The organism is Halosegnis longus (assembly GCF_009663395.1).
GTDB classification, from domain to species: Archaea; Halobacteriota; Halobacteria; order Halobacteriales; family Haloarculaceae; genus Halosegnis; species Halosegnis longus.
Map to the genome: position 1 here is coordinate 877,714 of NZ_QKNW01000001.1, position 21,914 is coordinate 899,627.

The following is a 21,914-nucleotide window of genomic DNA, read 5'->3' on the forward strand; positions in this document are numbered from 1 at the left end:
AAACGGGAAGGAGCGTGAGAGGCCGTGGACGACCTCCGTTCGCGGCTGAATCCGGCCGCCGTATAGCTGTTTCGTCGCGTCCGACGCCCGTTTGCCGCCCGTCTGCGCTGCGTCGGACGCTCAGTACTCGGTGCCGCGGCGCGCCCGGATTCCGGCGTCGAACGGGTGAGCCACCTTCCGGACGTTGGAGACGAGGTCGGCGGTCCCGTCGAGATACTCCGGCGACGAGTGCGAGCCGGTGAGGACGAGTTCGAGATTCGCCGGCTTCGACGCCACGAACTCGACGACGGCGTCCGACGAGACGAGGTCGCGGTCGACGGCGTACAGCAGTTCGTCCACGATGAGCATGTGGACCCCCTCGTCCGCGGCCCCGTCCGGGTCGAAGTGCGTCGTGAGGTCGGCGTCGTGACACCCATCGACGACCTCGCGGGCGCGCTCGAAGCCGGCGGCCGCCTCCTGTTCGTGGTCGCGGTCGTCGCTCCCGTCGTTGAGCGCGTGCCAGCCGTAGTGGCCGAGGTTCTCGTAGCTGTAGCCGGGGAGGGCGGCGATGGCGTTGTACTCGCCGCGGGTCGCTTCGACGCTGTCTGCACCACCCTTCATGAGCTGGAGCAGGTGGACGCGGTAGCCGTGACCGGCCGCGCGCATCCCCATCCCGATGGCGGCGGTCGTCTTCCCCTTCCCGTCGCCCCACCACGCCTGGGTGCAGCCGAACTCCTCGGGGGCGCTCGGCTCGATTGGCTCCGCGGTCGGTTTCTCTCCACCGCCCGGTGTCCGGTCGTACATACCGGCGAGAGGAGTGTCACCACGAAAGTCGTGTCGTCACTCGACGAACTCGACGCCGGTGAACTCGAAGCGCGCGCCGCCCGACTCGCTGTCCGTGAGCGACACCGCCCAGTCGTGCGCCTCGGCGATGGAGCGAACGATGGCGAGCCCGAAGCCGGTGCCGTCGCCGCCGGAGTGGCCGAACTCGAACACCTGGTCGCGCTCGTCGGCCGGCACGCCCGGTCCGTCGTCGGCGACGTAGAAGCCGGTCGGGAGGGGGCCGACGGTCACGGTCGGCCGGTCGCCGTGTTCGACGGCGTTGCGAAAGAGGTTCTCGAACAGCTGTGAGAGCCGCTCGGGGTCGGCGCGGATGGTCGGCGTCGCCTCGATAGCCAGCGTGGCGTCGCCGGGGACGCTTCCCCACGCCGCGTGTACGACCGAGTCGAGGTCGACGGCCTCGGGTTCGCCGACGCTCTGGCCGTGGCGAGCGAGCGACAACAGCCCGCTGACGAGCCGCTCCATCCGGTCGAGCGCGGCAATCGACTTCTCGAACTGCTCGGGTTCGCCGGTCTCGCGCGCGAGTTCGAGCCGACCGCGGGCGACGTTCAGCGGGTTCCGCAGGTCGTGGCTCACGACGGCGGCGAACTCGTCGAGCCGTTCGTTCTGGCGTTCGAGTTCGCGCTCGCGGCGCTTCTGTTCCGTGATGTCGGTGTAGACGGCGAAGCCGCGGGTCGACTCGGAGCCGATCTCGTACGGGACGACGTGGAGCAGGAAATCGCGCGGCCCCTCGCTGGTGAGCCGGCGCACCTCGCCGTGGAAGCTCTCGCCGGCCCGGATGTTGGCGTTGTACTGCTCGGCGTCGTGGCGGTTCGACTCGGGGATGATATGCTTGTCGAGCGACTCGTCGAGCACCAGCTCGCGGTCGTAGCCGAACACCGACTCGAAGGCCGGATTCACGTCGCGGGCGATCGGCTCGTCACCCTCGAACTCGACGTACACCGCCGGGTCGGGGACGTTCTCGAACAGCGCGGCGAACCGGTCGCGCTCGGCCGCGAGCACGTTCGCGAGCGTCCGGTCGGAGTCACCGAGCCCGTCCGGGTCGGTGATACCGATACTGAGCACGCCGTACGAGCCGAGCGGGACGTAGTAGCTCCCCTCGAGCGGGAGGTCGTCGGGGTCGTCGCCGTCGAAGTACACCGACTCACCGCTGCGGAACGCCCGCGCGACGGACCGGTCGGCGTCGACCGCGACGGGGCCACGCTCGCCCAGCCGGTCGACGACACTCTGTGGCGTGCTCGCCGGGACGAGGTGGTCCTCCTCGCGGAGCCGAACCATCGAAATCTCGTGACCGAGCACGTCGCCCGCCGCGTCGACGACCCGGTCTGCAATCGTCTCGGGGTCGCTTGCGGCAAACAGCTGTCTGGTCGTGTCGTGGAGCCCGTGGAGCCGCTGGTCGCGACGGTGGCGGTCGGTCACGTCGCGCAACACGCCGACCGTCCCGCGGAACTCACCCTCGGGAGCCGGCAGCAGCGCGACGTGGTTCTCGACGTATCGCTGCTCGCCGTGTTTCGTCTGGACGGACATCTCGTAGGTGACGGTGTCGGCACCGTCGAGCAGTTCCCGAATCTTCTCTTGTCCCCGGCGGACGTCCGTCTCGTCCATCAGCACCGAGACGTGTTCACCGACGAGTTCCTCCCGCTCGTAGCCGGAGAGTTCGACCGCGGCGTCGTTGATGGCGAGGAAGGTCCCGTCCTCGCCCATCACGTAGACGAAGTCGCCGAGCGTGTCGAACAGCTGTCGGTACTGCTGTTCGGGGGCCATCGCAACCGACCCGTCCAGCCGGTCGGGAAGCGACGCCGGCGGACACTCGTCGCTGAGAACGTAGTCGTCGGCACCGGCAGCAAACAGCTCACTCGCGAAGGAGGCGTCGCCCTCGTCGGCGTAGACGACGACCGACACGTTCTGTCGACACAACGAGAGCGTTTCCTCGGGTGAGATGGTCGACCCGACGACGAGCGCGGCCGCACCGGGCAGCCGCTCGCGAGCATCGGCCGGCGTGGCAACTGTCTCCACCGTGTAGCCGGCGGCCGACAGCGCGTCTCCAACTGCCCCGTCACACGTCTGACCGAGGCAGATCACCCGGGCTGTCACACCGTACTGTGGAACCCAGCCGTATTTAAAAGGTGCGTCAAGTCGGCTGAACGCCCGGGCATGGTCCGTAGCTCGTGGATGCTTCGCCGCCGCACCGTCGTGCAGGATGTCGGTATGGGCGTAGAGTTCTGTTGGGGACGCTGTCGATTTCTTCCTGTTCCAAACTCGAATCGCCGGCGTGCATCGCTTTGACAGCGAACGTAGTCGCAGAAAGAACACTCGACGCCACCGTCAGGATGACCCCGACGACAGGAAAGACCGCCCTCCAGCCCACTGTACGCTGTTACTTCTTCGAGAGTATAGAAGGGCCAGCGGTGTCAGAACGCGAAATATCAGTTTCAGCTACGGAAACCGCCCGACGGCGAAGGGGGCCGTTAGGTAGCCCGTTCGACTCTAAATTTTCCGGGGTCGATTGACCGCCGAAATCGCAAGACGGCGTTGGAACTGTCGGATGCTCTGATACGGCGTGAGAAGCAGTCCGCCCTCCCCGATTTGAACGGGGGACAAGTCGATCTACAGTCGACTGCTCTACCAGTCTGAGCTAAGGGCGGGCGTACCAGAATCCAGTCGGGTGTCGGACTTAACGGTTATCATCGGACACTGCACGACGGCTGACAGACACGAGTGAGACGGCTGTCAGACACGCGGGAAGATTGAAATACTGCGCCACACAAGCAGAGACGACTGATGAGTAAGATAACGTTCCGGGCGGACGACGATCTCGTCCGACAGCTCGACGAGTTCGACGCCTCGAAGAGCGAGGTGATGCGCGAGGCGCTGCGCGAGTACCTCGACGAGCCCGGAACGTCGGACACGGAAGCGAGCGCGGAGTCGGGAACGGTCGATGCGATGTTGGCAGACCGCATCGACACGCTCATCGAGGAGCGACTCGGTGGCGTCCGACGCTCCCCACAGGACGTAAACGTCAATATCACGCTCGAAGGGGCCGCAAACGCCGTCGAGACCGAGGCGTCGACGGACGGTGAGACGCGTAAGACAGCAGAGCCGTCGGACGCAAACGCGCCGGAATCGGAGCCGGAGACGTGCAAACAGTGTGGCGACGAACTGCCGCCGTCTGCCGTTTACTGCGCCAACTGCGGGGAGAAAGCCACCCACCGCGTCTTCTGTGAGTGTGGCGACGAGCTCCGCTCGGACTGGGCGTTCTGTCCGGCCTGTGGCCGTCGGACGACCGCAGCCGACGTGCTGAACGACTCGTAAGACACCGTAATCACGCGTTTCGTGGCCGTATACGACGCTTTGACACCGTTGTCTTACGACCCGTGCAAACGTTTATAACCCCACAGTCTGTGCATACGGTTGCGTAAGACGGTCGTCTTACAGAACGGACGGGGTCGGACGTACCCCGGCGCTATCGGGCGTTTCCGGGCTGTAAACGTGTTGCGGGTGTGCACCGCACGCCGTCTTACTCAGGGAATACAACAATGGAGCGTGTGACACTACGAATTCCGGAACAGCAGATCGCCGGCGTCGAACAGATGGTCGATACGGGAGAGTTCCCGAATCGCAGCGAAGCGATTCGCTCGGCCGTCCGTGAGATGCTGAATGAACAGGAAGACCACGAGGACGAGACGCGCCCGTGGGCGAAGGTCTGATGCAGGACCTCGTCAACTCCGCGCTGGAGAACGCAGAAGCGGAAAACCGCGACCTCTCGGAGGCCGGCGACGACGTCGACGGCTTCGGTGACCCGCGGATCGCCATCATCGGCTGTGGTGGTGCGGGCAACAACACCGTCAACCGACTGTACAACATCGGCGTCGACGGTGCCGACACCATCGCCGTCAACACGGACAAACAGCACCTACAGATGATCGAAGCCGACACCAAGATTCTGGTCGGCAAGTCCCTCACCGAGGGGCTCGGTGCTGGCGGTGAGCCGTCCGTCGGTGCCCGCGCCACGGAGATGGCACAGGGCACCATCAAGGAGGTCCTCGGCGACGCGGACCTCGTCTTCGTCACCGCCGGCATGGGTGGCGGGACCGGAACCGGTGCCGCGCCGGTCGTCTCGAAGATCGCCAAAGAGCAGGGCGCCATCGTCGTGGGCATGGTCTCGACGCCGTTCAACGTCGAGCGCGCCCGCACGGTGAAAGCCGAGGAGGGACTGGAGAAGCTCCGCAACGAAGCGGACTCGATCATCGTCCTCGACAACAACCGCCTGCTGGATTACGTGCCGAACCTTCCCATCGGGAAGGCGTTCTCGGTGATGGACCAGATCATCGCCGAGACGGTGAAGGGCATCTCGGAGACGATTACCCAGCCGTCGCTCATCAACCTCGACTACGCCGATATGACCTCTATCATGGGACAAGGCGGGGTCGCGGTCATGCTCGTCGGCGAGACGCAGGACAAGAACAAGACGCAGGAAGTGGTGAAAGACGCGATGAACCACCCGCTGCTGGACGTGGATTACCGCGGCGCGACGGGCGGGCTCGTCCACATCACCGGCGGTCCGGACCTCACGCTCAAAGAGGCCGAGGGCATCGCCCAGAACATCACCGAGCGACTCGAGGCCAACGCGAACGTCATCTGGGGCGCGCGCATCGAGGACGAGTACAAGGGGAAAGTGCGCGTCATGGCCATCATGACGGGCGTCCAGTCGGCCCAGATTCTCGGCCCGTCGACACAAAAGCAGGCCGACGCCTCGCGTGAAGCCATCGACGCCGACGTCGACGGCATCAACGAAGTCGACTCGGACTCCTCGCGGGCGGCGGAGTCGTCCAGCTCGGAGTTCGGCACCGGCCACACTGACGGCGGCGAATCGCCGACCGAGACGAACAACGGTCTCGACGTTATCCGATAGGTCAGATTTCGTATCTGATTTTTTGCTCTGCTGTGTTGTGGTTTGAGCTGTAGCTATACCACTATCTGTTCTGATATATCTTCGATAGCCGGTACGGTACACTGCGTATTACAGACGGCTGACGCGCGTATGACGCACGACAGCCACAGGACAGACGCTACCGCGCGGGAACCTCGCCGTCGACCGCCTCCACGAGGTAGCACTTGCGACACACGTCGCGGTCGGTCGGCGCGCCACAGCGGTCACACTCCCCGAGGTCGTCGACGCCGTCGCGCAGCGAGTCGGCCGCGGTCTCGGCGAGCTGTTCGTAGCCGGCCATGATGGAGTGGCGCGTCCCCGGATGGTTCGATTCGAGCTTGAGAAGCAGTTCCTGAATCTCGCCGCGGTACGCCTCGCTGGCGTGGGGGCACTCGGTGATGTGGGCGGGGAGGTTCTCGACGTGCGCGTAGAGCGCGACCTCCTTTTCGGGCACGTCACGCAGCGGCTTCGCCCGCGGGACGAACGTCTCCTGGGTCTCGCGGTCGTCGAAGCCGCCGAGCGAAGCGTCGAAGTGTTTCGCAATCTGGCGGGGGTTCCCTTCGAGGAAGTTCATCAGGGCGGTCTGGGCCTCGTCGTCGAGGTTGTGACCCGTCAGCAGTTTGTCCGCGCCGAGGTCGTCGGCGTACCGTTCGAGGATGTCCCGGCGGAATACGCCACAGTACGCGCAGGGGGCCATCCCCTCGGGGTCGTCCTCGGCTACGTCGTCCATCTGGACGCCGAACTCATCCTCGTAGGTAACGAGTTCGTGGCGAAGGTCGAGGTCGTCGGCGAGTTCGACGCAGGCGTCGACGCTCTCGTCGCGGTACCCCTCGATACCCTCGTGGATAGTGAGTCCGATAAGTTCGATACGCGGGTCCTGCTCGAAGGTGTCGTGGAGAATCTTCGTGAGGACGACGCTGTCTTTCCCCCCGGAGAGACCGATAACCCACGTGTCGGGGTCCTCGGGCGTGGCGTCGTCGGGGACGACCCCGTCCTCGCGGATGCGCTTTCGGACGCGCTTCTCGACCGACTGGGTGAAACACCCCTCACAGAGATGCAGACCAGAGTAGGCGAGATGCGTGACCGCGTCCGTCCCGCACTTGTCGCAGTCCATACGCAGGATTCGTCGCGAGCCGATTACGGCTTTCGCTCACCTGCCAACGCCTCCGGCCCGGAGTCGAGCGCCGCCCGCACCGTCTCGATGTGGTCGCCGCGACACCGCGAGGCGAACAGTTCGTGTCCCCCGTCGTAGGCGACCCGGTGGGATTCGGGGACGCGTTCCTCGATTGCGCCCGCGCTGACGACCGCGTCGGTCGGCGTGTAGAACACGCTCGCGCGCTCGGTGTCGAACGGCGGGAGCCGCTGTTGGGCGCGGTGTGCCTCTCGCAGGAACGTCGGCGCGGCCCGCTTCGGATTCTCCGCGTACCGCTCGTCGGTCGTCAGCTCCCCGAGCAGGTCCTGCTCGATGCCCGCCGGGAGAATGGGCGTCGCAATCGGCAGTCGCATCGCCAGCGAGACGATTGGATTGTCGAGGTCATCGTGAAAGCCCCACCACGGGCTACAGTGGACGGCGGTCTCGTAGTCGTCGAGGAACGCGCCGATGAGACCGCCCGTCGAGTGGGTGAGCAGTCGGTACTCGTCGAGTCCGTTCGTCACCGCCCGCACCGGGTCGAGATACTCCGCGTCGAAGTCACGTATCGTAATCGGAAGCTGGAAGCCGTGAATCGTGTACTCCTCGAACTGGTCGGTGAGCCACTCCACGCCGGGGTGTTCGAACCGGTTCCCCCACCCGAGCACGAGCACGAGGTCGTCGTCGCCGTCGCCGAAGGTCGCGGTGCGCATACCCCGAGTACGGCAGGTCGTCGCTTGTATCCTCGGGCGCAAGCGGTTTGTCCGACACCCTCCACCTCCGAGTATGACAGACGTGACCGCCGGCATCGACCGCGAGCGGGCCGTCGCGACCATCGAGCGCATGCTCGAGCGCGCGAGCGACCCGCTGCCCGTACCGCTGCGTGAAATCTGGGTCGCCGGCGACGTCGTCGTCGGACTCGACCCCGTCCCGCGCGTCGACATCTACCTCACCAAGGACCTGCTGTTCAAGGACAGCCCCGAGCGCGAAGCCGAGTTCGAAGACGAGTACGGCGTCGCGGGCGTCGGCAAGAGCGTCCGGGCCGAGTGGGCCGACGACCACCCGGACCTGCTTCGCGCCGACGAGTCGGGGTACGTCGACCCCGCGGCCTGTCTCGTCGCACATCTACTACCCGACACCGACGACCTCCCGATTCGCGTGACGGTCTCGAACACCGGCTTCGAGCGCGCCGTCCCGAAGCGCCTCGGGAAGTTCGACGACGGCGACGACACGCTCCCACTGGACCCGCGGGCCGCCCTGCTGTGGGCCGACGAAGGCGACGGCGGAACGGTCAGTTCGTCTGCACTCGAAAAGCTCCGCGACAACGAGTTCGTCTTCGCCACGCTGGAGCAGGCGCTCGCGATGGTGGACGAAGACGCCGATACGGAGGCCGCGGCCGACGCAATCGGGACGTTCGATACCGACGGGCGAACAATCGAAAGCGACGTGGTGTGAGTACCGGGAGCGCGTCGGTGCTATTCGGTCTCGCGCCGTTCGCTCCCGCTCTGGTTCTGTTCAGCCTCGCTACGCTCGGCTGAACTACTCTTCGAAGATGAACGTCCCGTCCGTCTGGATGCGCTCGCCGTCCACCTCGATGAACGAGTCCTCGCTCATGTCGACAATCATGTCGGTGTGGACGGCCGAGTCGTTGCGCTCGTTCTCTTCGCTGACGGTGTCCTCGTAGGCCATCCCGATGGCCATGTGGACGGTGTCGCCCATCTTCTCGTCGAACAGCATGTTGTACGTGAACTCGTCGATGTCGCGGTTCATCCCGATGCCGAGTTCGCCGAGCCGCTTGGCTCCCTCGTCGGTTTCGAGCAGCGAGGTGAGCATCTCCTCGTTCTTCTCGGCGTCGTGTTCGACTACCTCGCCGTCTTCGAAGACGAGTCGAGCACCGAGCACCTCGCGGCCGTGGACCATCACGGGCTTGTCGAACAGCACCTCGCCCTCGACGCTGTCGGCGATGGGCGCGGTGAACACCTCGCCGCCCGGCATGTTGTGTTTCCCGCAGTCGTTTTTCACGATGTTGCCCTCGATGGACATGCGCACGTCCGTCGTCTCGCCCGACTTGATGTGCACCTCGTCGGCGTCTTCGAGGATGTCGACCAGCTGCGACTGGTACTCCTCGACGGCGTCCCAGTCCTTGTTGACGGCGCTCCAGACGAACTCCTCGTAGGCTTCCGTCGACATTTCCGCCTTCTGTGCGCCCGACGGCGTCGGGAACTGCGTCCCGTTCCACCGCTTTTCGAGATACTCCTGCTGGATTGGCTTGTTCTCCGCCGACTGCTTCTGTCGAATCTCCGGGGGAACGTCGCTCTGTTCGGACATGTTCTGTTGGCCCCGGATGGAAATCATCGCGTCGGCGGCCTCGATTGGGGCCAGCGCCATCTCGTTGAGTTCGATGTCGTCCTCGTCGACGGCGCGCATGTAGGCGCGACTCGCGCGTGAGGACCCCATCGAGACGGAGGTGGTGGCACCGCGTTCGGCACACAGTTCGTTGACCGCGACGATGAGGTCCTCTGCGGCCGGTTGCCCGCGGATGAGAACGTTATCGCCCTGCTGGATATCGGTACTGTGGTCAACGAGCACCTCGGCGTGCTCGCGGATACGTGGGTCCATACCCTTCCTTGTGGGGGTAGACAGTTAGTTTTCCGCAGAAACCGGTTTCTGTTCGGATTCTTATACGTCGCCGACGGCGACGTGGAATGGAATCGTCTCCCGACGCTCGTACTCGCCGGCCTGCGTCTGTTCGAGTGCCGTGCGGCCCATCTCGCGCCACGCCGCGCGCAGGCGGTCGAGCGCGTCGGCGTCGCCGGCGAGGTCGCCCCGCTGGGTGTGAATCGCGTCGCCGCGCGCCTTCCGGCCCACGGCTTCGAGGTCGGCCTCAGAGTACGGCGGTTCGACCGTCTGTGTCTGGTCGCGACGGGCCGTCTCGACGTTCGCGAATCCGGCCTCCTCGAACAGGTCGACGAGTCGGTTTCCGAGGGTTACGTCGGTGTCGACGCCGGCGATGTAGCGGTCGCGCGCCTCCCCCGCCAGTCGCGACTCGCTCGCGACGGTGGACTCGACGGTGACGGCTTCGTTGTCGGGTTCGACGGCCGCGACCGACTCGCTCGCGACGCGGGCAAACTCACCGAGCGCGCGCTCGGGGTCGGGGAGGTTGATGAGCAGCGCCTGACAGACGACGATGTCGAAGCTGTCGTCCGGGAACGGGAGCTGGTAGGCGTCGGCGCGCACCCCCGGCACGGCTCGGGGGAGATGCGCCAGCAGGTCGGCGTCGCGGTCCGCGCCGACGATGCGGGCGTCCGTCTCTTCTCGGAGGGCCGCCGCGAGTTCGCCGGTCCCGCAGCCGACGTCGAGCACGGAGTCGCGGCTGGCGAGTCGGAGAGGCGCGAGGGCGGTCCGGTCGTCCCACATCCCCTCGCGCGTGCGGTCGAGATACTCGGCGGAAAAGCGGCGCACACCGCGCGTTCGACGCGGTTGGAAAAAACGGCGTCGGCTCTCGCTCTACGCGTCGAGTTCCGTCCCACACTCGGGACAGACGAGCACCATCCCGTCGTCGCCGAACTGCATCTGCATGTTGTCGCTGTCGCCCTCGGGACACGGCTGCGGGAGCCGCACGTCTCCGCTCTCGCGGGGGGCACCGAGCGCGATGACGGCCGCCTCGCCGTCGCCGGTGTTCTCGCTGGTCTGGTACTTGCCGGGGGCAAACCGGATGGCCTCCTCGGCCTCGAGCACGACCGACTCGTCGCCGTCGTAGCCGACGGTGAAGGTCACCTCGCCCTCGATGACGTAGAAAATCTCCTCTTGGTCCATGTGGGTGTGCAGCCCGCCGGACAGCCCCTCGCCGGGGTCGACTCGGTAGTGATTGATTGCGAGACCGCTCGCGTCGAGGGCGTCGGTCAGCCCGCGTCGGTCTGCCGCCCCCATCCCGCCCGATTCCACGTCTGCCACGGAGACTTTCTCCATACTCTCCGCTCGGGAGCCAGCCTCAAAAGGGTCGGCTCGCCGGCTTACCCCTGATACAACTCGCGGACTCGCTCGCGGTTCCCGTCGGTCACCGCTCGCTGGCCCGTCCGGTCACTCCGTGTGGAGTTCGCGAACTCGCTCGATGTTCCACGCGAAGGATTTCCCGTCTTCCGTCGGGGTTTCGAGCGCCATCGGCACGCCGAGGTCGGCGGCGGTGTTGATGAACGCGCGCATCCCCTCGACGCCGATTTCGCCCTCGCCGATGTGGGCGTGTTCGTCCTTGTTGGTGCCGCAGGCGTGTTTCGAGTCGTTGAGGTGGACGTAGGAGAGCCGGTCGAGTCCGACGACGTCGTCGAACTCGGCGAACGTCGCCTCGACGCCCTCGGCGGTCGAGAGGTCGTAGCCCGCGGCGAAGACGTGGGCCGTGTCGAGACAGAACTCGATATCCTCGCTCGTCTCGTCGGCGACGGTCGCGAGATGCTCGAACTGCCCGCCGAGTTTGGTGCCCGACCCCGCGTCGGACTCGATGAGCACCGTCACGTCTTCGGGCACGTCGAGGTCATCGAGCACGGAGCCGGCGTTCGCCAGCCCGCCCTCCACGCCCGCGCCGGTGTGTGCCCCGAGGTGGACGTTGACGTACGGGATGTCGAGGCGGTCGGCCACGTCGACCTCCTCCTGCATCGACGCCAGTGATTTCCGGCGGAGGTCGTCTTTCGGCGTGCAGAGATTGACGAGATACGAGGTGTGGATGACCCACGGGCGCACGTCGTTTTCCGCCGCGAGGTCGCGAAACTGCGCGGCGGCCTCGTCGTCGATGCTCGGCGACTGCCACACCTGCGGGGAGTGGGAGAAGATCTGCCCGCAGTTGCCACCGTAGTCGAGTTGCTGGTGGACGGCGTTCGCCGGCCCGTCGTACGGTCCCGCGCTCTTCGCGATTGAGGTGTGTGCCCCGATGCGGATGTCGGCTTCGCTCATGGTCGTGGTCGGGTGTCGGACACGAAAAGTGGTCTTGTTTGGTCGCTGTTTACCGTTATTTTGACACCGTTCTCGCTGTTTGGCACAGGGGAGGACACGGTGCTGTTTGCTCGGCTTTCGACAGCAACAGCACCACTCTCGTTGCTTGGCCCCCGAGGAAACCGCACTGGTAGATTTAGCTTCAACAACACCGCAACCACTCTCGTTGCTTGGCTTCGGGGAAGCAGCACCGCACCAACCTTTCCCCACACCGCACACGCGCCAGAGGCGCGGTGCGGTAGGCCACCGCCTTGGTTGCCCAATCAAGCGATGCGGTGCGTTGGCGTGAGCCGGCGCGCCTCGTGCGTGCCCGTCGTCGCGAGGGACGAGCGAACGCAGTGAGCGAGTCGGCTGGGGAGGCTCGTGGGCGGTGCGGTCGGTGGGACTGAAAGGGGCGGGCGTGTCGCGCGTGTTCGGTCGGCTCCGTGACCCCTCTCGACGCGAACGCAGTGAGCGGAGAGATGTCACGGGGAGACCGCGACACGCCCGGGGCTTTCCGGCTGGTCACAACAAGAAAACCAAATTCAACGATAGACACCTCAAAACATCAGAACCAATCTACGCCGTAGGGTCGTCACGAGACCGCGTCCACGCCTCCGACCCATACTTCTCGCGAGCACGTTGTTCGGCAAACCGGACCTCGTCGTCCGACCACGCGCCCGCCTCGGCACCGGCCCACTCGGCGAGCGCATCCTCCAGTGCGGTCACCACATCCGCGCGCGACAGCTCCGGGCGAAGCTCTTTGAGACTCGTCACACGGCCCTCGAACTCGGCGGGCGACACCGCTTCGCTGAAACACCCCAGATGGCGCTCGGGGTCGCTCGCGAAGGAAATCGAGCCGTGTTGGATGACGGCGTCCTTCCGGCGATACTGGGCGTTGCCCGACAGCTTCCGGCCGTCGCCGGCGACGATATCGTGGGCCGGGTGGAGCGCGCGGAGATAACAGGCCGGCTCGTGGACGGCGGGCTGCTCCTCGTCGGCAAAGTGGGCGTCGACGCCGAGCGCGTCGAAGGCATCGAAGAGGGGCTGACAGAACCGCTCGTACGTTTCCATCAGGTCGCCCGGAACCTCGTCTGCGGGAGCGATAATCGAGTAGGAGATGTCGCCGTAGGTGTCGTGGTAGATACCGCCGCCGCCGGTGTTGCGCCGAATCACGTCGATGCCCGCCCGCTCGCAGGCGGCCCAGTCGACGCTCTCGGGAGCCTGGCGATAGCCGAGCGAGAGAGTGCTCGGTTCCCACTGGTACAGCCGGACGGTTCGGGGACCACCGGACGCGGCGGTTCGAGCGGCGGCCTCGTCGTAGGCCATCGCCTCACCGCCCGGCAGCGTTTGCTCGCGGAGCAGTCGCCACGCGTCGCTCATTCGACGAAGGTCTGGTCGTGGAGGCGGTCGGTGACCTCATCGAGCAGCGTCTGCAGGTGGACCGTGTCCTCGCGGTTGTAGGAGATGAGCGTCTCCAGCGAGCCGTCCTGGCCGCGCTCGTGTTCGCGCCACAGTCGGACGGCGTCGCGCCCGGAGATGTCGGGCCGGTCGCGCTCGATACCCACCTCCGGTTCGATGGCTTTCAGCCCGCCGGACAGCCCCACCTTCTTCGCGGCGTACATCGCGTCGATGTGGGGCGTGTCGATGTCGAGGTCGAACGACTCTTCGAGGAACGGTACGTCGAATGAGGCTCCGTTGAACGTGACGAGCAGGGAGCCGTCCAACTGCTCGCGGAGGTTCCCGGCCGTGAGGTCGTCCCCGCGGACGAGGGTCGTGGTGTCGCCGTCCCGGTGGAACGAGACCGTCGTTACGTCGTCGCGTTCGGGGGAGAGCCCGGTCGTCTCGATATCGAAGAAGACGGTGTCATCACGGAAGTTCTCGTAACAGCGCCACAGCTCGCTCGACGGGAATCGCTCGCCGAAAAAGCGGCTGTCCTCGCGGTCGAGGCGGTCGCGGGCGGTGTCGATGAACGCCTCGATTCGCTCGCCGGTGGTCGGGCCGACGTGGCTGGGGTCGAAGCTGTCCCAGTCGGTAGCCCCCGCCTTCCAGAGCTTTCGTTCCGTGGTCTCCCCGACGCCGCTGACGGGGATGAAGCTGTTCTCGATGCGCATACCGGCAGTACCCGTCCACCGGCTAACGTGTTTCGCTCGCCGCGGGGGCCAGTCGCCAGCCGACGAGTCCACAGACGGCAACACCGGACGAATCTGCCGACGGCGGCACTCGCGTCGAGACGGCTCACGGCGGCAGCGTCGTCGGCCTCGCACACGGCTCCACGGTCTCGGTGCTCGCGTCCGTCGTCTGCGTGAACCGCCCGGTGTAGCCGAGGATCTCGCCGGCGAGCGGGTTCGACACCTCTGCACGCACACGAAAGCGGTCCTCGTCGGGGAGAAATCGGTCGCGCACCTCGACGCTTGCTGCCATCGGTCCGGCGAGCGGGAGATACCGGCCGCCGGCACGGAGCCACTGCTTGCCCCCCTCAACGACGAGTTCGCCCCCCTCGACGCGGGGGTGGAGTTCGCTCACGATGTGGCCATCGCGTCCGAGGAAGTCGAACAGGCGGTCGCGCGACTCGTCGTAGACGGTCAGGGAGTCGAACCGCCGACGCTTCGAGTCGAAGGTGAACGCGCGCTGGGTGATGAGCGCCTCCCGACCCGCCACCTCGACACCGGCCGTCGTCACGGTGAACGGAATCGCCGCGCCCTGTTCCGGAAACAGCAGATTCCAGCGGGGCATCACGTACAGTCCGGGGAGAACGAGCGTGCCACGAGTAATATCCATCTCGCCGCGGCCGACACAGACGCGGTCGTCGGTAGAATCGAGCGCGTAGCGGTCGCGCACGCGCTCGTGGAGCCGGTCGGTCTCGTCGCCGAGTTTCGCCGCGTACACACCCATGGTCGTCGATTTCGAGCGAGCGAGCAATGAGCATTGGGGGCTACGACACCGAGGAGCTCGACGCCCGTCCGATGAGATAGACGGCGGCGGCCCCGAACGCGAGGTCGAGAACGGTTAGGATGGCGAGTGCGGGAACGAGCGTGTTCCAGACGCCGGTGAACTGCGTCACCTCGATGACGGTCATGGTGTCGCGACCAAGCATCACTGCCCGCGCGGCGTCGATGCCGTAGGTGACGGGGTTGTACTTCGCGACGGTCTGAACCCATCCCGGCAGCGCGTCGAGGGGGAGAAACCCGGTCGACAAGAAGAGGAGGGGAAACTGCATCACGTTGGAGGCGATAATGGTCGACTCCTGGTCGCGGGTGACGAGCGCAATCACGTTCGACAGCCCCATGAACCACAGCGAGAAGACGACGCCGATACCGATGATGGCGAGGGCACTCGGAATGCCACCAGCGATGGAGGCCCCCAATAGCGTTCCGAGCACGAGGATGATACCGACCTGCACGGCGATACGCAGCAGTTCGGCGGTCGCCTTCCCGAGGAAGACACCGCCGCGGTGCATCGGGCTGGCGAGAATCTTCTCGAAGATACCCTCCTCGATATCCTCGACCAAGCCGATACCGGAGGTGACGGCCGCGGCAAGTGCCACCTGAATTGCGATGGCCGGGACGAGATACGTCTCGTAGGTGATACTGCCGCCACCACGGTTGATTGCGCCCGTCGCCACCCCGCCGAACACCTGCGTGAACAGGACGAGGAAGATGATCGGCTGGGCGAGCGAGACGACGAGCACGAACGGATTGCGCACCGCCTTCAGATTCCAGCGCTTGAAGTTCACCCACACGTCCCACAGGAAGCCGTTGCTCATTGAGCCGCCTCCGTGAGCCCGTCCTCGTCGTCGGTGACGGCGAGGAACACGTCATCAAGCGAGGGAGCGCGGACGTTGAAGCCGGTGACGGCCACGTCACCGTCGCGCAGTGCGACGAGCAGGTCCGGCCCGCGCTCGCGGGCGGTGCGGGCCGTGACAGCCACCCCGTCGTCGGTTCGCTCGACGGTGGCGTCGGCCGTGAAAAACTCCCGTGCGATATCGAGCGCGCGGTCGGTGTCGGTCTCGTCGGCGAGGTCGATATCGAGCCGTTCACCGCCGACGCGGGATTTCAGTTCATCTGGCGAGCCAGTCTCGACAATCTGTCCGTCGAGGATGAGCGAGAGCCGGTCACACAGGTAATCCGCTTCCTCCAGATACTGCGTCGTCAGGAAGACGGTCGTCCCGCGGTCGTTGATGCGCTGGAAATACTCCCACAGGCGGTTTCGCGCCTTCGGGTCCAGCCCGGTCGTCGGCTCGTCGAGAAAGACGAGCGGCGGCTCGTGAACGAGGGCGGTCGCGGCGTCGAGTCGTGTCTTCATCCCGCCGGAGAAGCCGTCAGCGGTCTTGTCAGCAACGTCGGCGAGGTCGACCAAATCGAGCAGGCTGTCGATTCGTTCCTCGCGTTCGCTGCCGGTGACACCGTACGCCTCGCAGGCGAACTTGATGTTCTCGCGGGCGGTGAGGTCGGTGTCGATTGCCGTCTCCTGTGCCATGTAGCCGACCGACTGACGGACGGACCGCCCCTCAGTCTGGGTGTCGTAGCCGTTGACGGTGACGCTGCCGGCCGTCGGTGTCAACAGCGTCACCAGCGTCTTGATTGTCGTCGTCTTACCCGCGCCGTTGGCTCCGAGAAAGCCGAAGAACTCCCCTTCGGGTATCTGGAGGTCAACGCCACGGACGGCCTCGGTTCCGTCGCCGTAGGTCACCTCGACGCCGCGCGCGTCGATGGCGAGTCCGCTGGTCGCTGTCATCAGACCCCTTTCGGCTGCCACCCGGAAAAACAGGCGAGTGAGCCGACCTGAATCGACTTCAGTTTTCGTAGTCGAGTTCGTACTCCATCGCCCACTGGTGGAAGTGACCGAAGGCGGGAAACAGCGCCTCGGCGCGGTCGGTCGGGCGATACTCCACGCGTGGCGGCATCTCGTCGTACGACTGCCGGTCGAGCAACCCGCGGTCGACCAGTTCACTCAGCCGCTGTGAGAGCGTGTTCGGCGAGATGTCGAGCCGAGATTCGATATCGGAGAATCGCAACGGACCGTCGGCGAAGGCGAACTCGCGCAACAGCGCCATCGTGTGGGCCTTCCCGAGTAAGTCGAGCAGCGACGAGACCCGCTGTTCGACCCGGTCGCGTTCGGCCGCCGACAGCGACGCCCGACGCTCCAGCGCGCGCTCGCGGTCCTGTGTGTCCATACCGCGAGGTGTCGACGGCCACCCCTGAAGCTTGTGGCCCGCAAGCCGGCGCGACAGCCCCATTACTCCTACACTTCGAAGTTAGGAGTATATGTTCTCTCGCCGCCAGGAGTGTATATGAACCTCGCAGTGTTCGGCGCGACGGGACGAACAGGAGAGCCGCTGGTGGCACAGGCACTCGACCGCGGTCACGAGGTGACGGCGTTCGCACGCGACCCGGCGGATATCACCCACGAGGACGACCGGCTGACCGTCGTGGCCGGTGACGCCTACGAGGGGACAAACGTCGGGGAAGCGGTCGCCGGGACCGACGCCGTGGTGAGCGTCCTCGGGCAGGGGACAGAGAGTCCGGACGACCTGCTCACCGCCGCTGGCGACCACATCCTCGAGGCGATGGCCGATGCCGGCGTCGAGCGGTTCGTCACGCTGGTCGGGGCCGGCGTCCGGGAGCCGGGCGAGTCGGTGAGTTTCGGCGGGCGGGTGATGGGCGGGCTGTTGAAGCTCGTTGCGACGGAGGTGTTGGCCGACGCCGAGCGCCACGTCGACCACGTGAAGGCCAGCGACACCGACTGGACCGTCGTCCGTGCGCCCCGACTCACCGACGGTGCGTACACCGGCAACATCGACCACGGAACCGACCTCGAACTCGGACTCCGGGACGCAGCCACCCGGGCGAACGTGGCCGCGTTCATGCTCGACTGCGCCGAGGGTGACGACTACCTGCACGAACTCCCGAAGGTGACCGACCGGTGACGGTGCTCGTGACGGGCGCGACCGGAACCGTTGGGTCGGCCGTCGTCACGGAGCTCGTCCCGACCGAGTTGCCGGTCCGGGCAGGCGTTCGAGACCCGACGGCGACCGGCCTCAGCGTCGAGACCGTCGCCTTCGACTACACGAAGCCGGAGACGTGGGGGGATGCACTCGACGGCGTCGAGGCCGTCTTCCTCATGTTTCCGCCGGGCGTCGCGCCGAGTCGCGTCACCGACTTCGCCGACGCGGCGGTCCGGACTGGCGTCGAGCGACTCGTCTTCCTCTCCGTGCTCGGCGCCGGCAAGCTCCCCGTACTCCCACACCGGCGAATCGAGCGCCACCTCGAACGACTCGACACCGAGACCGCCGCGCTCCGGGCGGCGTACTTCATGCAGAACCTCAGCGGTATCCACAGCCCCGAGATACGCGAGAAGAGCGAGCTGTTCGTCCCGGCGGGCGAGGGGCGACTCGGATTCGTCGACGCGCGCGACGTGGGGGCAGTCGCGGCTCGACTCCTCAGCGGTGAACGCTGACTCGACGGGCCGGCGGTGACGCTCACCGGACCGACGGCGCTCAGTTTCGCGGAGGCGGCGACGGTGTTCAGTGCGGAACTCGACCGCGAAATAACGTATCCGGATCCATCGCGTCGCGCCTTTGTCCGCCGAATGCGCGACCGCGGGCTATCCTCAGGATTCATCCTGTTCATGCTCGCGGAGTATCAGGCCACTCGGTTCGGGCTGACCGCACGGACAACGGACACAGTTGCGGCCCTGCTCGACCGTGAGCCACGAACGCTGGCGCAGTTCGTCGCGGAGTACCGCGAGCAGTTCCGCCCGTAGCTTGGAAGTTGAGACTACAGTGGGTTTAGCGAGGCTGTGATGCGTGAATTTGACCGATGCGATCGTAGAAACTACCTCAGATCACTCTCCAAGCGGCCATTCTTGTCACACTTCCGATCGTATGGGTGGATATTCGAGACTTCCAATAGTGTAGCCACTCAGACGGCGCGCTAACCCAGACAGAGTGCCTATCTACCCGATTCCAGTCTCCTTCTTCAGCAGCGTCAGCGTATTGTCGGCCGTCACGATCGGCGAATGTTCATATTCACCGGTCAACTCAACCTGCACCAACAAATCGACTGCTCGCCAAATCGAGTACAGCAGACACGCAAACGCGAAATAAAAGAATCGAAGGCCGAAATTCTTCGACGTCGTGGCGGCCATGAATCGCTTTATCGATCTGTAGCCACTCTCGATTTCCCACCTGTAGCCGTACTCGGTGAGGTGGCCACTGGCCCCATTCGTCATGAACACCGAATATTGCCGGTGATCCTCGTGCTCAGAGTCTTTTTTCCGGCGGTAGATCAGCGTCGTCTCGTGCCACTCGTTCTTCCCAAGATGGAGTTTGCGGTCGGTCTCGTACCGGTCTTGATCGCGCTGGAGCAATCGTTTTGCCTGGGCTTTCTCGCTAGTCTGCATCCGCTTCGGCACGACGTAGGAGAGCCCACGTCGGCTGACCATCTCCAGAACGTGTTGACTATCGAACTCCCGGTCCATCAGGACGTTATCGACGTGAACGAGCTCTTCAGCCGAATCCAGCAAGTCCTCGACGATCTCCTTTCGTGACTCACCTTTCCGTACCGGGCGGGCATCAAGGACGAGTGGGACAGCGTTGCCGACTAGCTGGACCGTTGCCCACTGGTAGGCGTACTCGTCGCTCTTCTCCTTCGTTCCGATTATCTCGTCCTCGCGGCCGGTGCGGTCACCGGTAAAGGGGTCGTCCTCGGTGATGTCGATCGCGACGATTCCGGCTCGAAAGAACTGCTCTGTCTCCGAAACTTCGTTTAGGAGCCGAGTGATGGCCTGCTGGTACATCGCTCGCACCTGTTCAATCGAGAAATCGCGAATCTGCTCACGATGGGCGTGACCCAACGGTGTCCGCTCTCGAGTTGACTCGTAGGTGAAGCTACGAGCGCCCTCGTTAGCAGCCAGCCGCTCGCGAAGCCCCAGATACGTCTGTAAGCCCCAGTAGGCGTTCTCGTGGATCTCGCAGCCGTCCCCACGATCCAGCGAAAATGCCGGGAAGACGACGCGGCTGACGTGGTCGGTAATCTTCTCTGCCTGCTCCAACGTAGTCTGATCGTCCGGGTCTGACTCACCAGACTCGCTCCCGGGGTATCGGAGCGTTCGTGCCGGTTCACGCGGAGTCTCGACACCCGCATTCTGGGCTTTGACGAGGATCGTTCGAGCCGCCGTCATGACTGTCTCCTTGAGGTCAGCGGTAAACCGCTCGTGCCAGCTTCGCCACAGTGTCGACTGGTCCGGGATCGTCCCGAAACCCAGTTGCTCGCAGAGGTCAGGACGATTCCCGAGATAGTCGACGAGTGCTGTTTCGTGCTCCCACCCGTGGAGTTCTTTCAGTACGAACACCCGGAAGAGAGTGGCCATTTGGTAGCCTGTCGGCCCCGCATATCGGTCGTGGGCGCTGAACCGGAAGTAGGCTACCGGGAGAACACAGACGAACTCCTCGATGGATTCGTGGCTCTCGTGATCGAACCACGTCTCTGAGACTGTCCGGATATCAGATTCCAGTCCAGCGAGAGACGTTCGATCGTACAGTGGTGTCGAATTGTACGCCGGCCACTCACTATATTGTCGTTGGGCGATCCGTCGAAACACAGTCCGACAGGACTGACTGGTGTAGGGCATCAGTCTATAGAAAGTAGAACGAACTCAAAACGCGTGTTACATTTAATTAAACGGGGGTGGGGGGTGGGGTGGGTGTGCCTCTGACGCTTCGCTGGATACCAGTTTGAGAGGTATCCGGTTCGATTATTATTGAGGAAGAATATAATTCTGAACCCAATAGATATACCTGATCAATATTGTCAACGTCTAAGTATTGGCCTTACTATCTATAATCCGGCTTTGAGGGGTGAACGGGGCTATGTATATTGTAACTCGTGGATTGTCTCTGCTAATAGGTGCCAATACTCTATCCAGTTTTAATCCGTGAATTGCCGCAGGGTTAAGCCATCCTCCTATACCGTTTATAAATGAGGGTTTGGAGCTTCATTGCAGAAATTAAAGCAGAGAAAGCAGCATAGCAAATGATATAATTAACACAATTGAAACATATAATAATAAACCGACAAACTCGATCAATCTCATATCCAAATGAGTACCATATTATGAAGCGACACAGCGCTCCATACGATCAAAACTGAAAGGTATGCTACATTGCTCCACAGATCGATATTATGTCTCGATTGTGCGACCCAGGGAAGCAGGAATTCACCAAGAAAGAATAATAACACTAGTGACACCGACGAGAGAAAGAATAGGCCGGGGATGATTCCGAGAGTCTCAATAATAAGTACGACAATCGGATTGGCTTCTCGCAGTCCGATGCTCAGCCCATAGTACGTGAGACTCGCATCTATAGCTCGTACGAAGACCAATCCGATGAGCAGCGGATATTTACTTTCTGCGAGTACTTCGATACTGCTGCTGGTAGCACAATTAGTGGATGCCACGGCTCCTCGCACCATATCAGAATTGCTCTACAGGTTGGGATCCGATACGCTGGTCTCTGACCAGCATATCGATCTGATAATCTGTTTCGAGACGCTGAAGTGTCGTATCAGCTTCCTCCTCCAACTCCCGTATTCTCTGGAGGAGATCGCCGTATCGATCGTCCTGTTCCAGCTCTGTTTTGTCAAGGTTCGCTTCTAACGTGGCTTTCCTCGCGGTGAGTGAGAGAAGCTCTGTGAGTGAATCTTCGTATGTTAGAATCAGCTCTGCAGCTTCCACAGCTCGAAGAAGCTTTGTCCGGTCGATTGGTTTGAGAAGATAGTCATCCACATCGATGGACGCTAGGTCTTCCGTTGGCTGAACAGCTGTTACCATAATCACCTGCTGGGCATCGCCGCCTTCACGAATTGATTGTAGCACTTCCGTGCCAGAGAGGCCCGGCATTCGACGATCTAAAACGACAATATCAATCGGTTCCTCAGCGAAGATTTCCAGTGCATCTTCCCCGGAATAGGCTACATGAACCTCGAACTGCTCCTGTAGCCAAATGCCGAACAAGTCAGCGAGATTCTCTTCGTCTTCGACGATCAGAACGGTACTGGAATGGGTCATCTA

24 protein-coding genes and 1 tRNA gene are annotated in these 21,914 nt (G+C 63.9%); 7 read left to right on the top strand and 18 right to left on the bottom strand.

Translation table 11 applies throughout. The annotated features are described in order from the left end of the window. Nucleotides 1-120 precede the first annotated feature (120 nt). The 3 genes from DM818_RS04895 to DM818_RS04905 form a co-directional block, all read right to left on the bottom strand. Nucleotides 121-783 (bottom strand): cob(I)yrinic acid a,c-diamide adenosyltransferase, encoded by a 663-nt coding sequence (locus tag DM818_RS04895; RefSeq protein ID WP_123123718.1) that lies wholly within the window; start codon nt 781-783, stop codon nt 121-123. A gap of 36 nt (nt 784-819) precedes the next feature. After that, the gene (locus DM818_RS04900; protein ID WP_153952383.1) at nt 820-2,913 is read right to left on the bottom strand and encodes a sensor histidine kinase; all 2,094 of its coding nucleotides are present in this window, start codon (nt 2,911-2,913) and stop codon (nt 820-822) included. Between the two features lie 477 nt (nt 2,914-3,390). Beyond that, nucleotides 3,391-3,464 (bottom strand) — tRNA-Tyr (locus tag DM818_RS04905). Between the two features lie 136 nt (nt 3,465-3,600). On the opposite strand from DM818_RS04905, the gene DM818_RS04910 reads away from it, so the two are divergent. The 3 genes from DM818_RS04910 to ftsZ all read left to right on the top strand — a co-directional run bounded on the left by DM818_RS04910 (nt 3,601) and on the right by ftsZ (nt 5,731). Next, nucleotides 3,601-4,131, top strand: coding sequence for a double zinc ribbon domain-containing protein (locus tag DM818_RS04910; RefSeq protein ID WP_075937830.1), 531 nt, complete (start codon nt 3,601-3,603; stop codon nt 4,129-4,131). A 224-nt stretch (nt 4,132-4,355) separates the two neighbouring features. Then, nucleotides 4,356-4,526 carry a ribbon-helix-helix domain-containing protein gene (locus tag DM818_RS04915; protein WP_075937829.1) on the top strand — a complete coding sequence of 57 codons (171 nt, stop codon included), beginning with the start codon at nt 4,356-4,358 and terminating at the stop codon, nt 4,524-4,526. Next, entirely contained in the window at nt 4,526-5,731 is a 1,206-nt protein-coding gene (gene ftsZ, locus DM818_RS04920; RefSeq protein ID WP_075937828.1) for a cell division protein FtsZ, read from the top strand. The genes DM818_RS04915 and ftsZ overlap by 1 nt, the downstream gene beginning before the upstream one ends. 157 nt (nt 5,732-5,888) lie before the next feature. On the opposite strand, the gene ncsA is transcribed toward ftsZ, so the two are convergent. Both ncsA and DM818_RS04930 read right to left on the bottom strand, forming a co-directional pair. Further along, nucleotides 5,889-6,863, bottom strand: a complete 975-nt coding sequence (ncsA, locus tag DM818_RS04925) for a tRNA 2-thiolation protein NcsA (RefSeq protein WP_153952384.1) — start codon at nt 6,861-6,863, stop codon at nt 5,889-5,891. A 23-nt stretch (nt 6,864-6,886) separates the two neighbouring features. Beyond that, nucleotides 6,887-7,591, bottom strand: a complete 705-nt coding sequence (locus DM818_RS04930) for a hypothetical protein (protein ID WP_075937826.1) — start codon at nt 7,589-7,591, stop codon at nt 6,887-6,889. A 73-nt stretch (nt 7,592-7,664) separates the two neighbouring features. On the opposite strand from DM818_RS04930, the gene DM818_RS04935 reads away from it, so the two are divergent. Next, nucleotides 7,665-8,333, top strand: coding sequence for a DUF7095 family protein (locus DM818_RS04935; RefSeq protein WP_075937825.1), 669 nt, complete (start codon nt 7,665-7,667; stop codon nt 8,331-8,333). A gap of 84 nt (nt 8,334-8,417) precedes the next feature. Here the strand turns inward: DM818_RS04935 and DM818_RS04940 are convergent, their stop codons facing one another. From DM818_RS04940 to DM818_RS04985, 10 genes are all read right to left on the bottom strand, one after another. Next, entirely contained in the window at nt 8,418-9,497 is a 1,080-nt protein-coding gene (locus DM818_RS04940) for an aminopeptidase (RefSeq protein ID WP_075937824.1), read from the bottom strand. Nucleotides 9,498-9,557: 60 nt separating this feature from the next. Continuing rightward, the gene (locus tag DM818_RS04945; protein WP_153952385.1) at nt 9,558-10,340 is read right to left on the bottom strand and encodes a class I SAM-dependent methyltransferase; all 783 of its coding nucleotides are present in this window, start codon (nt 10,338-10,340) and stop codon (nt 9,558-9,560) included. A gap of 45 nt (nt 10,341-10,385) precedes the next feature. Further along, nucleotides 10,386-10,847 (bottom strand): cupin domain-containing protein, encoded by a 462-nt coding sequence (locus tag DM818_RS04950; protein ID WP_075937822.1) that lies wholly within the window; start codon nt 10,845-10,847, stop codon nt 10,386-10,388. A gap of 111 nt (nt 10,848-10,958) precedes the next feature. Continuing rightward, nucleotides 10,959-11,822: a deoxyribonuclease IV gene (locus tag DM818_RS04955; protein WP_075937821.1), complete on the bottom strand. Its 864-nt coding sequence runs from the start codon at nt 11,820-11,822 to the stop codon at nt 10,959-10,961. A gap of 597 nt (nt 11,823-12,419) precedes the next feature. Next, the gene (locus DM818_RS04960) at nt 12,420-13,223 is read right to left on the bottom strand and encodes a lipoate--protein ligase family protein (RefSeq protein ID WP_075937820.1); all 804 of its coding nucleotides are present in this window, start codon (nt 13,221-13,223) and stop codon (nt 12,420-12,422) included. Further along, the gene (locus DM818_RS04965; RefSeq protein WP_075937819.1) at nt 13,220-13,954 is read right to left on the bottom strand and encodes a ribonuclease H-like domain-containing protein; all 735 of its coding nucleotides are present in this window, start codon (nt 13,952-13,954) and stop codon (nt 13,220-13,222) included. Before DM818_RS04965 ends, DM818_RS04960 begins: the two co-directional genes overlap by 4 nt. Nucleotides 13,955-14,078: 124 nt before the next feature. Beyond that, complete coding sequence (locus DM818_RS04970) at nt 14,079-14,735, bottom strand: DUF4166 domain-containing protein (RefSeq protein WP_075937818.1); 657 nt, start codon at nt 14,733-14,735, stop codon at nt 14,079-14,081. 40 nt (nt 14,736-14,775) lie between these two features. Then, nucleotides 14,776-15,606: an ABC transporter permease gene (locus DM818_RS04975; protein WP_075937817.1), complete on the bottom strand. Its 831-nt coding sequence runs from the start codon at nt 15,604-15,606 to the stop codon at nt 14,776-14,778. Next, nucleotides 15,603-16,577, bottom strand: a complete 975-nt coding sequence (locus tag DM818_RS04980) for an ABC transporter ATP-binding protein (protein ID WP_123123709.1) — start codon at nt 16,575-16,577, stop codon at nt 15,603-15,605. The genes DM818_RS04975 and DM818_RS04980 overlap by 4 nt, the downstream gene beginning before the upstream one ends. 58 nt (nt 16,578-16,635) lie before the next feature. After that, entirely contained in the window at nt 16,636-17,016 is a 381-nt protein-coding gene (locus DM818_RS04985; protein ID WP_075937816.1) for a winged helix-turn-helix transcriptional regulator, read from the bottom strand. A gap of 117 nt (nt 17,017-17,133) precedes the next feature. Here DM818_RS04985 and DM818_RS04990 point away from each other — a divergent pair, with 117 nt between their 5' ends. Genes DM818_RS04990 through DM818_RS15055 form a run of 3 tightly spaced genes read left to right on the top strand, consistent with a single transcriptional unit; the run spans nt 17,134 to nt 18,605 of the window. Continuing rightward, nucleotides 17,134-17,769, top strand: coding sequence for an NAD(P)-dependent oxidoreductase (locus tag DM818_RS04990; RefSeq protein WP_075937815.1), 636 nt, complete (start codon nt 17,134-17,136; stop codon nt 17,767-17,769). Continuing rightward, entirely contained in the window at nt 17,766-18,299 is a 534-nt protein-coding gene (locus DM818_RS15050; protein ID WP_197738602.1) for an SDR family oxidoreductase, read from the top strand. The genes DM818_RS04990 and DM818_RS15050 overlap by 4 nt, the downstream gene beginning before the upstream one ends. A gap of 15 nt (nt 18,300-18,314) precedes the next feature. Continuing rightward, nucleotides 18,315-18,605 carry a hypothetical protein gene (locus DM818_RS15055; RefSeq protein WP_197738603.1) on the top strand — a complete coding sequence of 97 codons (291 nt, stop codon included), beginning with the start codon at nt 18,315-18,317 and terminating at the stop codon, nt 18,603-18,605. A 192-nt stretch (nt 18,606-18,797) separates the two neighbouring features. On the opposite strand, the gene DM818_RS05000 is transcribed toward DM818_RS15055, so the two are convergent. The 3 genes from DM818_RS05000 to DM818_RS05005 form a co-directional block, all read right to left on the bottom strand. After that, a complete protein-coding gene (locus DM818_RS05000) occupies nt 18,798-20,474 on the bottom strand; it encodes a transposase (RefSeq protein WP_075937813.1) in 1,677 nt (558 codons plus the stop codon). A gap of 458 nt (nt 20,475-20,932) precedes the next feature. Beyond that, nucleotides 20,933-21,316: a DUF5658 family protein gene (locus DM818_RS15350; RefSeq protein ID WP_394329544.1), complete on the bottom strand. Its 384-nt coding sequence runs from the start codon at nt 21,314-21,316 to the stop codon at nt 20,933-20,935. Between the two features lies 1 nt (nt 21,317). Beyond that, nucleotides 21,318-21,911 (bottom strand): response regulator, encoded by a 594-nt coding sequence (locus DM818_RS05005; protein ID WP_075937812.1) that lies wholly within the window; start codon nt 21,909-21,911, stop codon nt 21,318-21,320. Nucleotides 21,912-21,914: the final 3 nt, after the last annotated feature.

What these genes read in the sequence shown, in the direction of transcription:
- DM818_RS04895 (WP_123123718.1), bottom strand. Translation starts at nt 783, where the DNA reads ATGTACGACCGGACACCGGGCGGTGGAGAGAAACCGACCGCGGAGCCA.
- DM818_RS04910 (WP_075937830.1), top strand. Translation starts at nt 3,601, where the DNA reads ATGAGTAAGATAACGTTCCGGGCGGACGACGATCTCGTCCGACAGCTC.
- DM818_RS04915 (WP_075937829.1), top strand. Translation starts at nt 4,356, where the DNA reads ATGGAGCGTGTGACACTACGAATTCCGGAACAGCAGATCGCCGGCGTC.
- ftsZ (WP_075937828.1), top strand. Translation starts at nt 4,526, where the DNA reads ATGCAGGACCTCGTCAACTCCGCGCTGGAGAACGCAGAAGCGGAAAAC.
- ncsA (WP_153952384.1), bottom strand. Translation starts at nt 6,863, where the DNA reads ATGGACTGCGACAAGTGCGGGACGGACGCGGTCACGCATCTCGCCTAC.
- DM818_RS04930 (WP_075937826.1), bottom strand. Translation starts at nt 7,591, where the DNA reads ATGCGCACCGCGACCTTCGGCGACGGCGACGACGACCTCGTGCTCGTG.
- DM818_RS04935 (WP_075937825.1), top strand. Translation starts at nt 7,665, where the DNA reads ATGACAGACGTGACCGCCGGCATCGACCGCGAGCGGGCCGTCGCGACC.
- DM818_RS04940 (WP_075937824.1), bottom strand. Translation starts at nt 9,497, where the DNA reads ATGGACCCACGTATCCGCGAGCACGCCGAGGTGCTCGTTGACCACAGT.
- DM818_RS04950 (WP_075937822.1), bottom strand. Translation starts at nt 10,847, where the DNA reads ATGGAGAAAGTCTCCGTGGCAGACGTGGAATCGGGCGGGATGGGGGCG.
- DM818_RS04955 (WP_075937821.1), bottom strand. Translation starts at nt 11,822, where the DNA reads ATGAGCGAAGCCGACATCCGCATCGGGGCACACACCTCAATCGCGAAG.
- DM818_RS04960 (WP_075937820.1), bottom strand. Translation starts at nt 13,223, where the DNA reads ATGAGCGACGCGTGGCGACTGCTCCGCGAGCAAACGCTGCCGGGCGGT.
- DM818_RS04965 (WP_075937819.1), bottom strand. Translation starts at nt 13,954, where the DNA reads ATGCGCATCGAGAACAGCTTCATCCCCGTCAGCGGCGTCGGGGAGACC.
- DM818_RS04970 (WP_075937818.1), bottom strand. Translation starts at nt 14,735, where the DNA reads ATGGGTGTGTACGCGGCGAAACTCGGCGACGAGACCGACCGGCTCCAC.
- DM818_RS04975 (WP_075937817.1), bottom strand. Translation starts at nt 15,606, where the DNA reads ATGAGCAACGGCTTCCTGTGGGACGTGTGGGTGAACTTCAAGCGCTGG.
- DM818_RS04980 (WP_123123709.1), bottom strand. Translation starts at nt 16,577, where the DNA reads ATGACAGCGACCAGCGGACTCGCCATCGACGCGCGCGGCGTCGAGGTG.
- DM818_RS04985 (WP_075937816.1), bottom strand. Translation starts at nt 17,016, where the DNA reads ATGGACACACAGGACCGCGAGCGCGCGCTGGAGCGTCGGGCGTCGCTG.
- DM818_RS04990 (WP_075937815.1), top strand. Translation starts at nt 17,134, where the DNA reads ATGAACCTCGCAGTGTTCGGCGCGACGGGACGAACAGGAGAGCCGCTG.
- DM818_RS05000 (WP_075937813.1), bottom strand. Translation starts at nt 20,474, where the DNA reads ATGCCCTACACCAGTCAGTCCTGTCGGACTGTGTTTCGACGGATCGCC.
- DM818_RS15350 (WP_394329544.1), bottom strand. Translation starts at nt 21,316, where the DNA reads ATGGTGCGAGGAGCCGTGGCATCCACTAATTGTGCTACCAGCAGCAGT.
- DM818_RS05005 (WP_075937812.1), bottom strand. Translation starts at nt 21,911, where the DNA reads ATGACCCATTCCAGTACCGTTCTGATCGTCGAAGACGAAGAGAATCTC.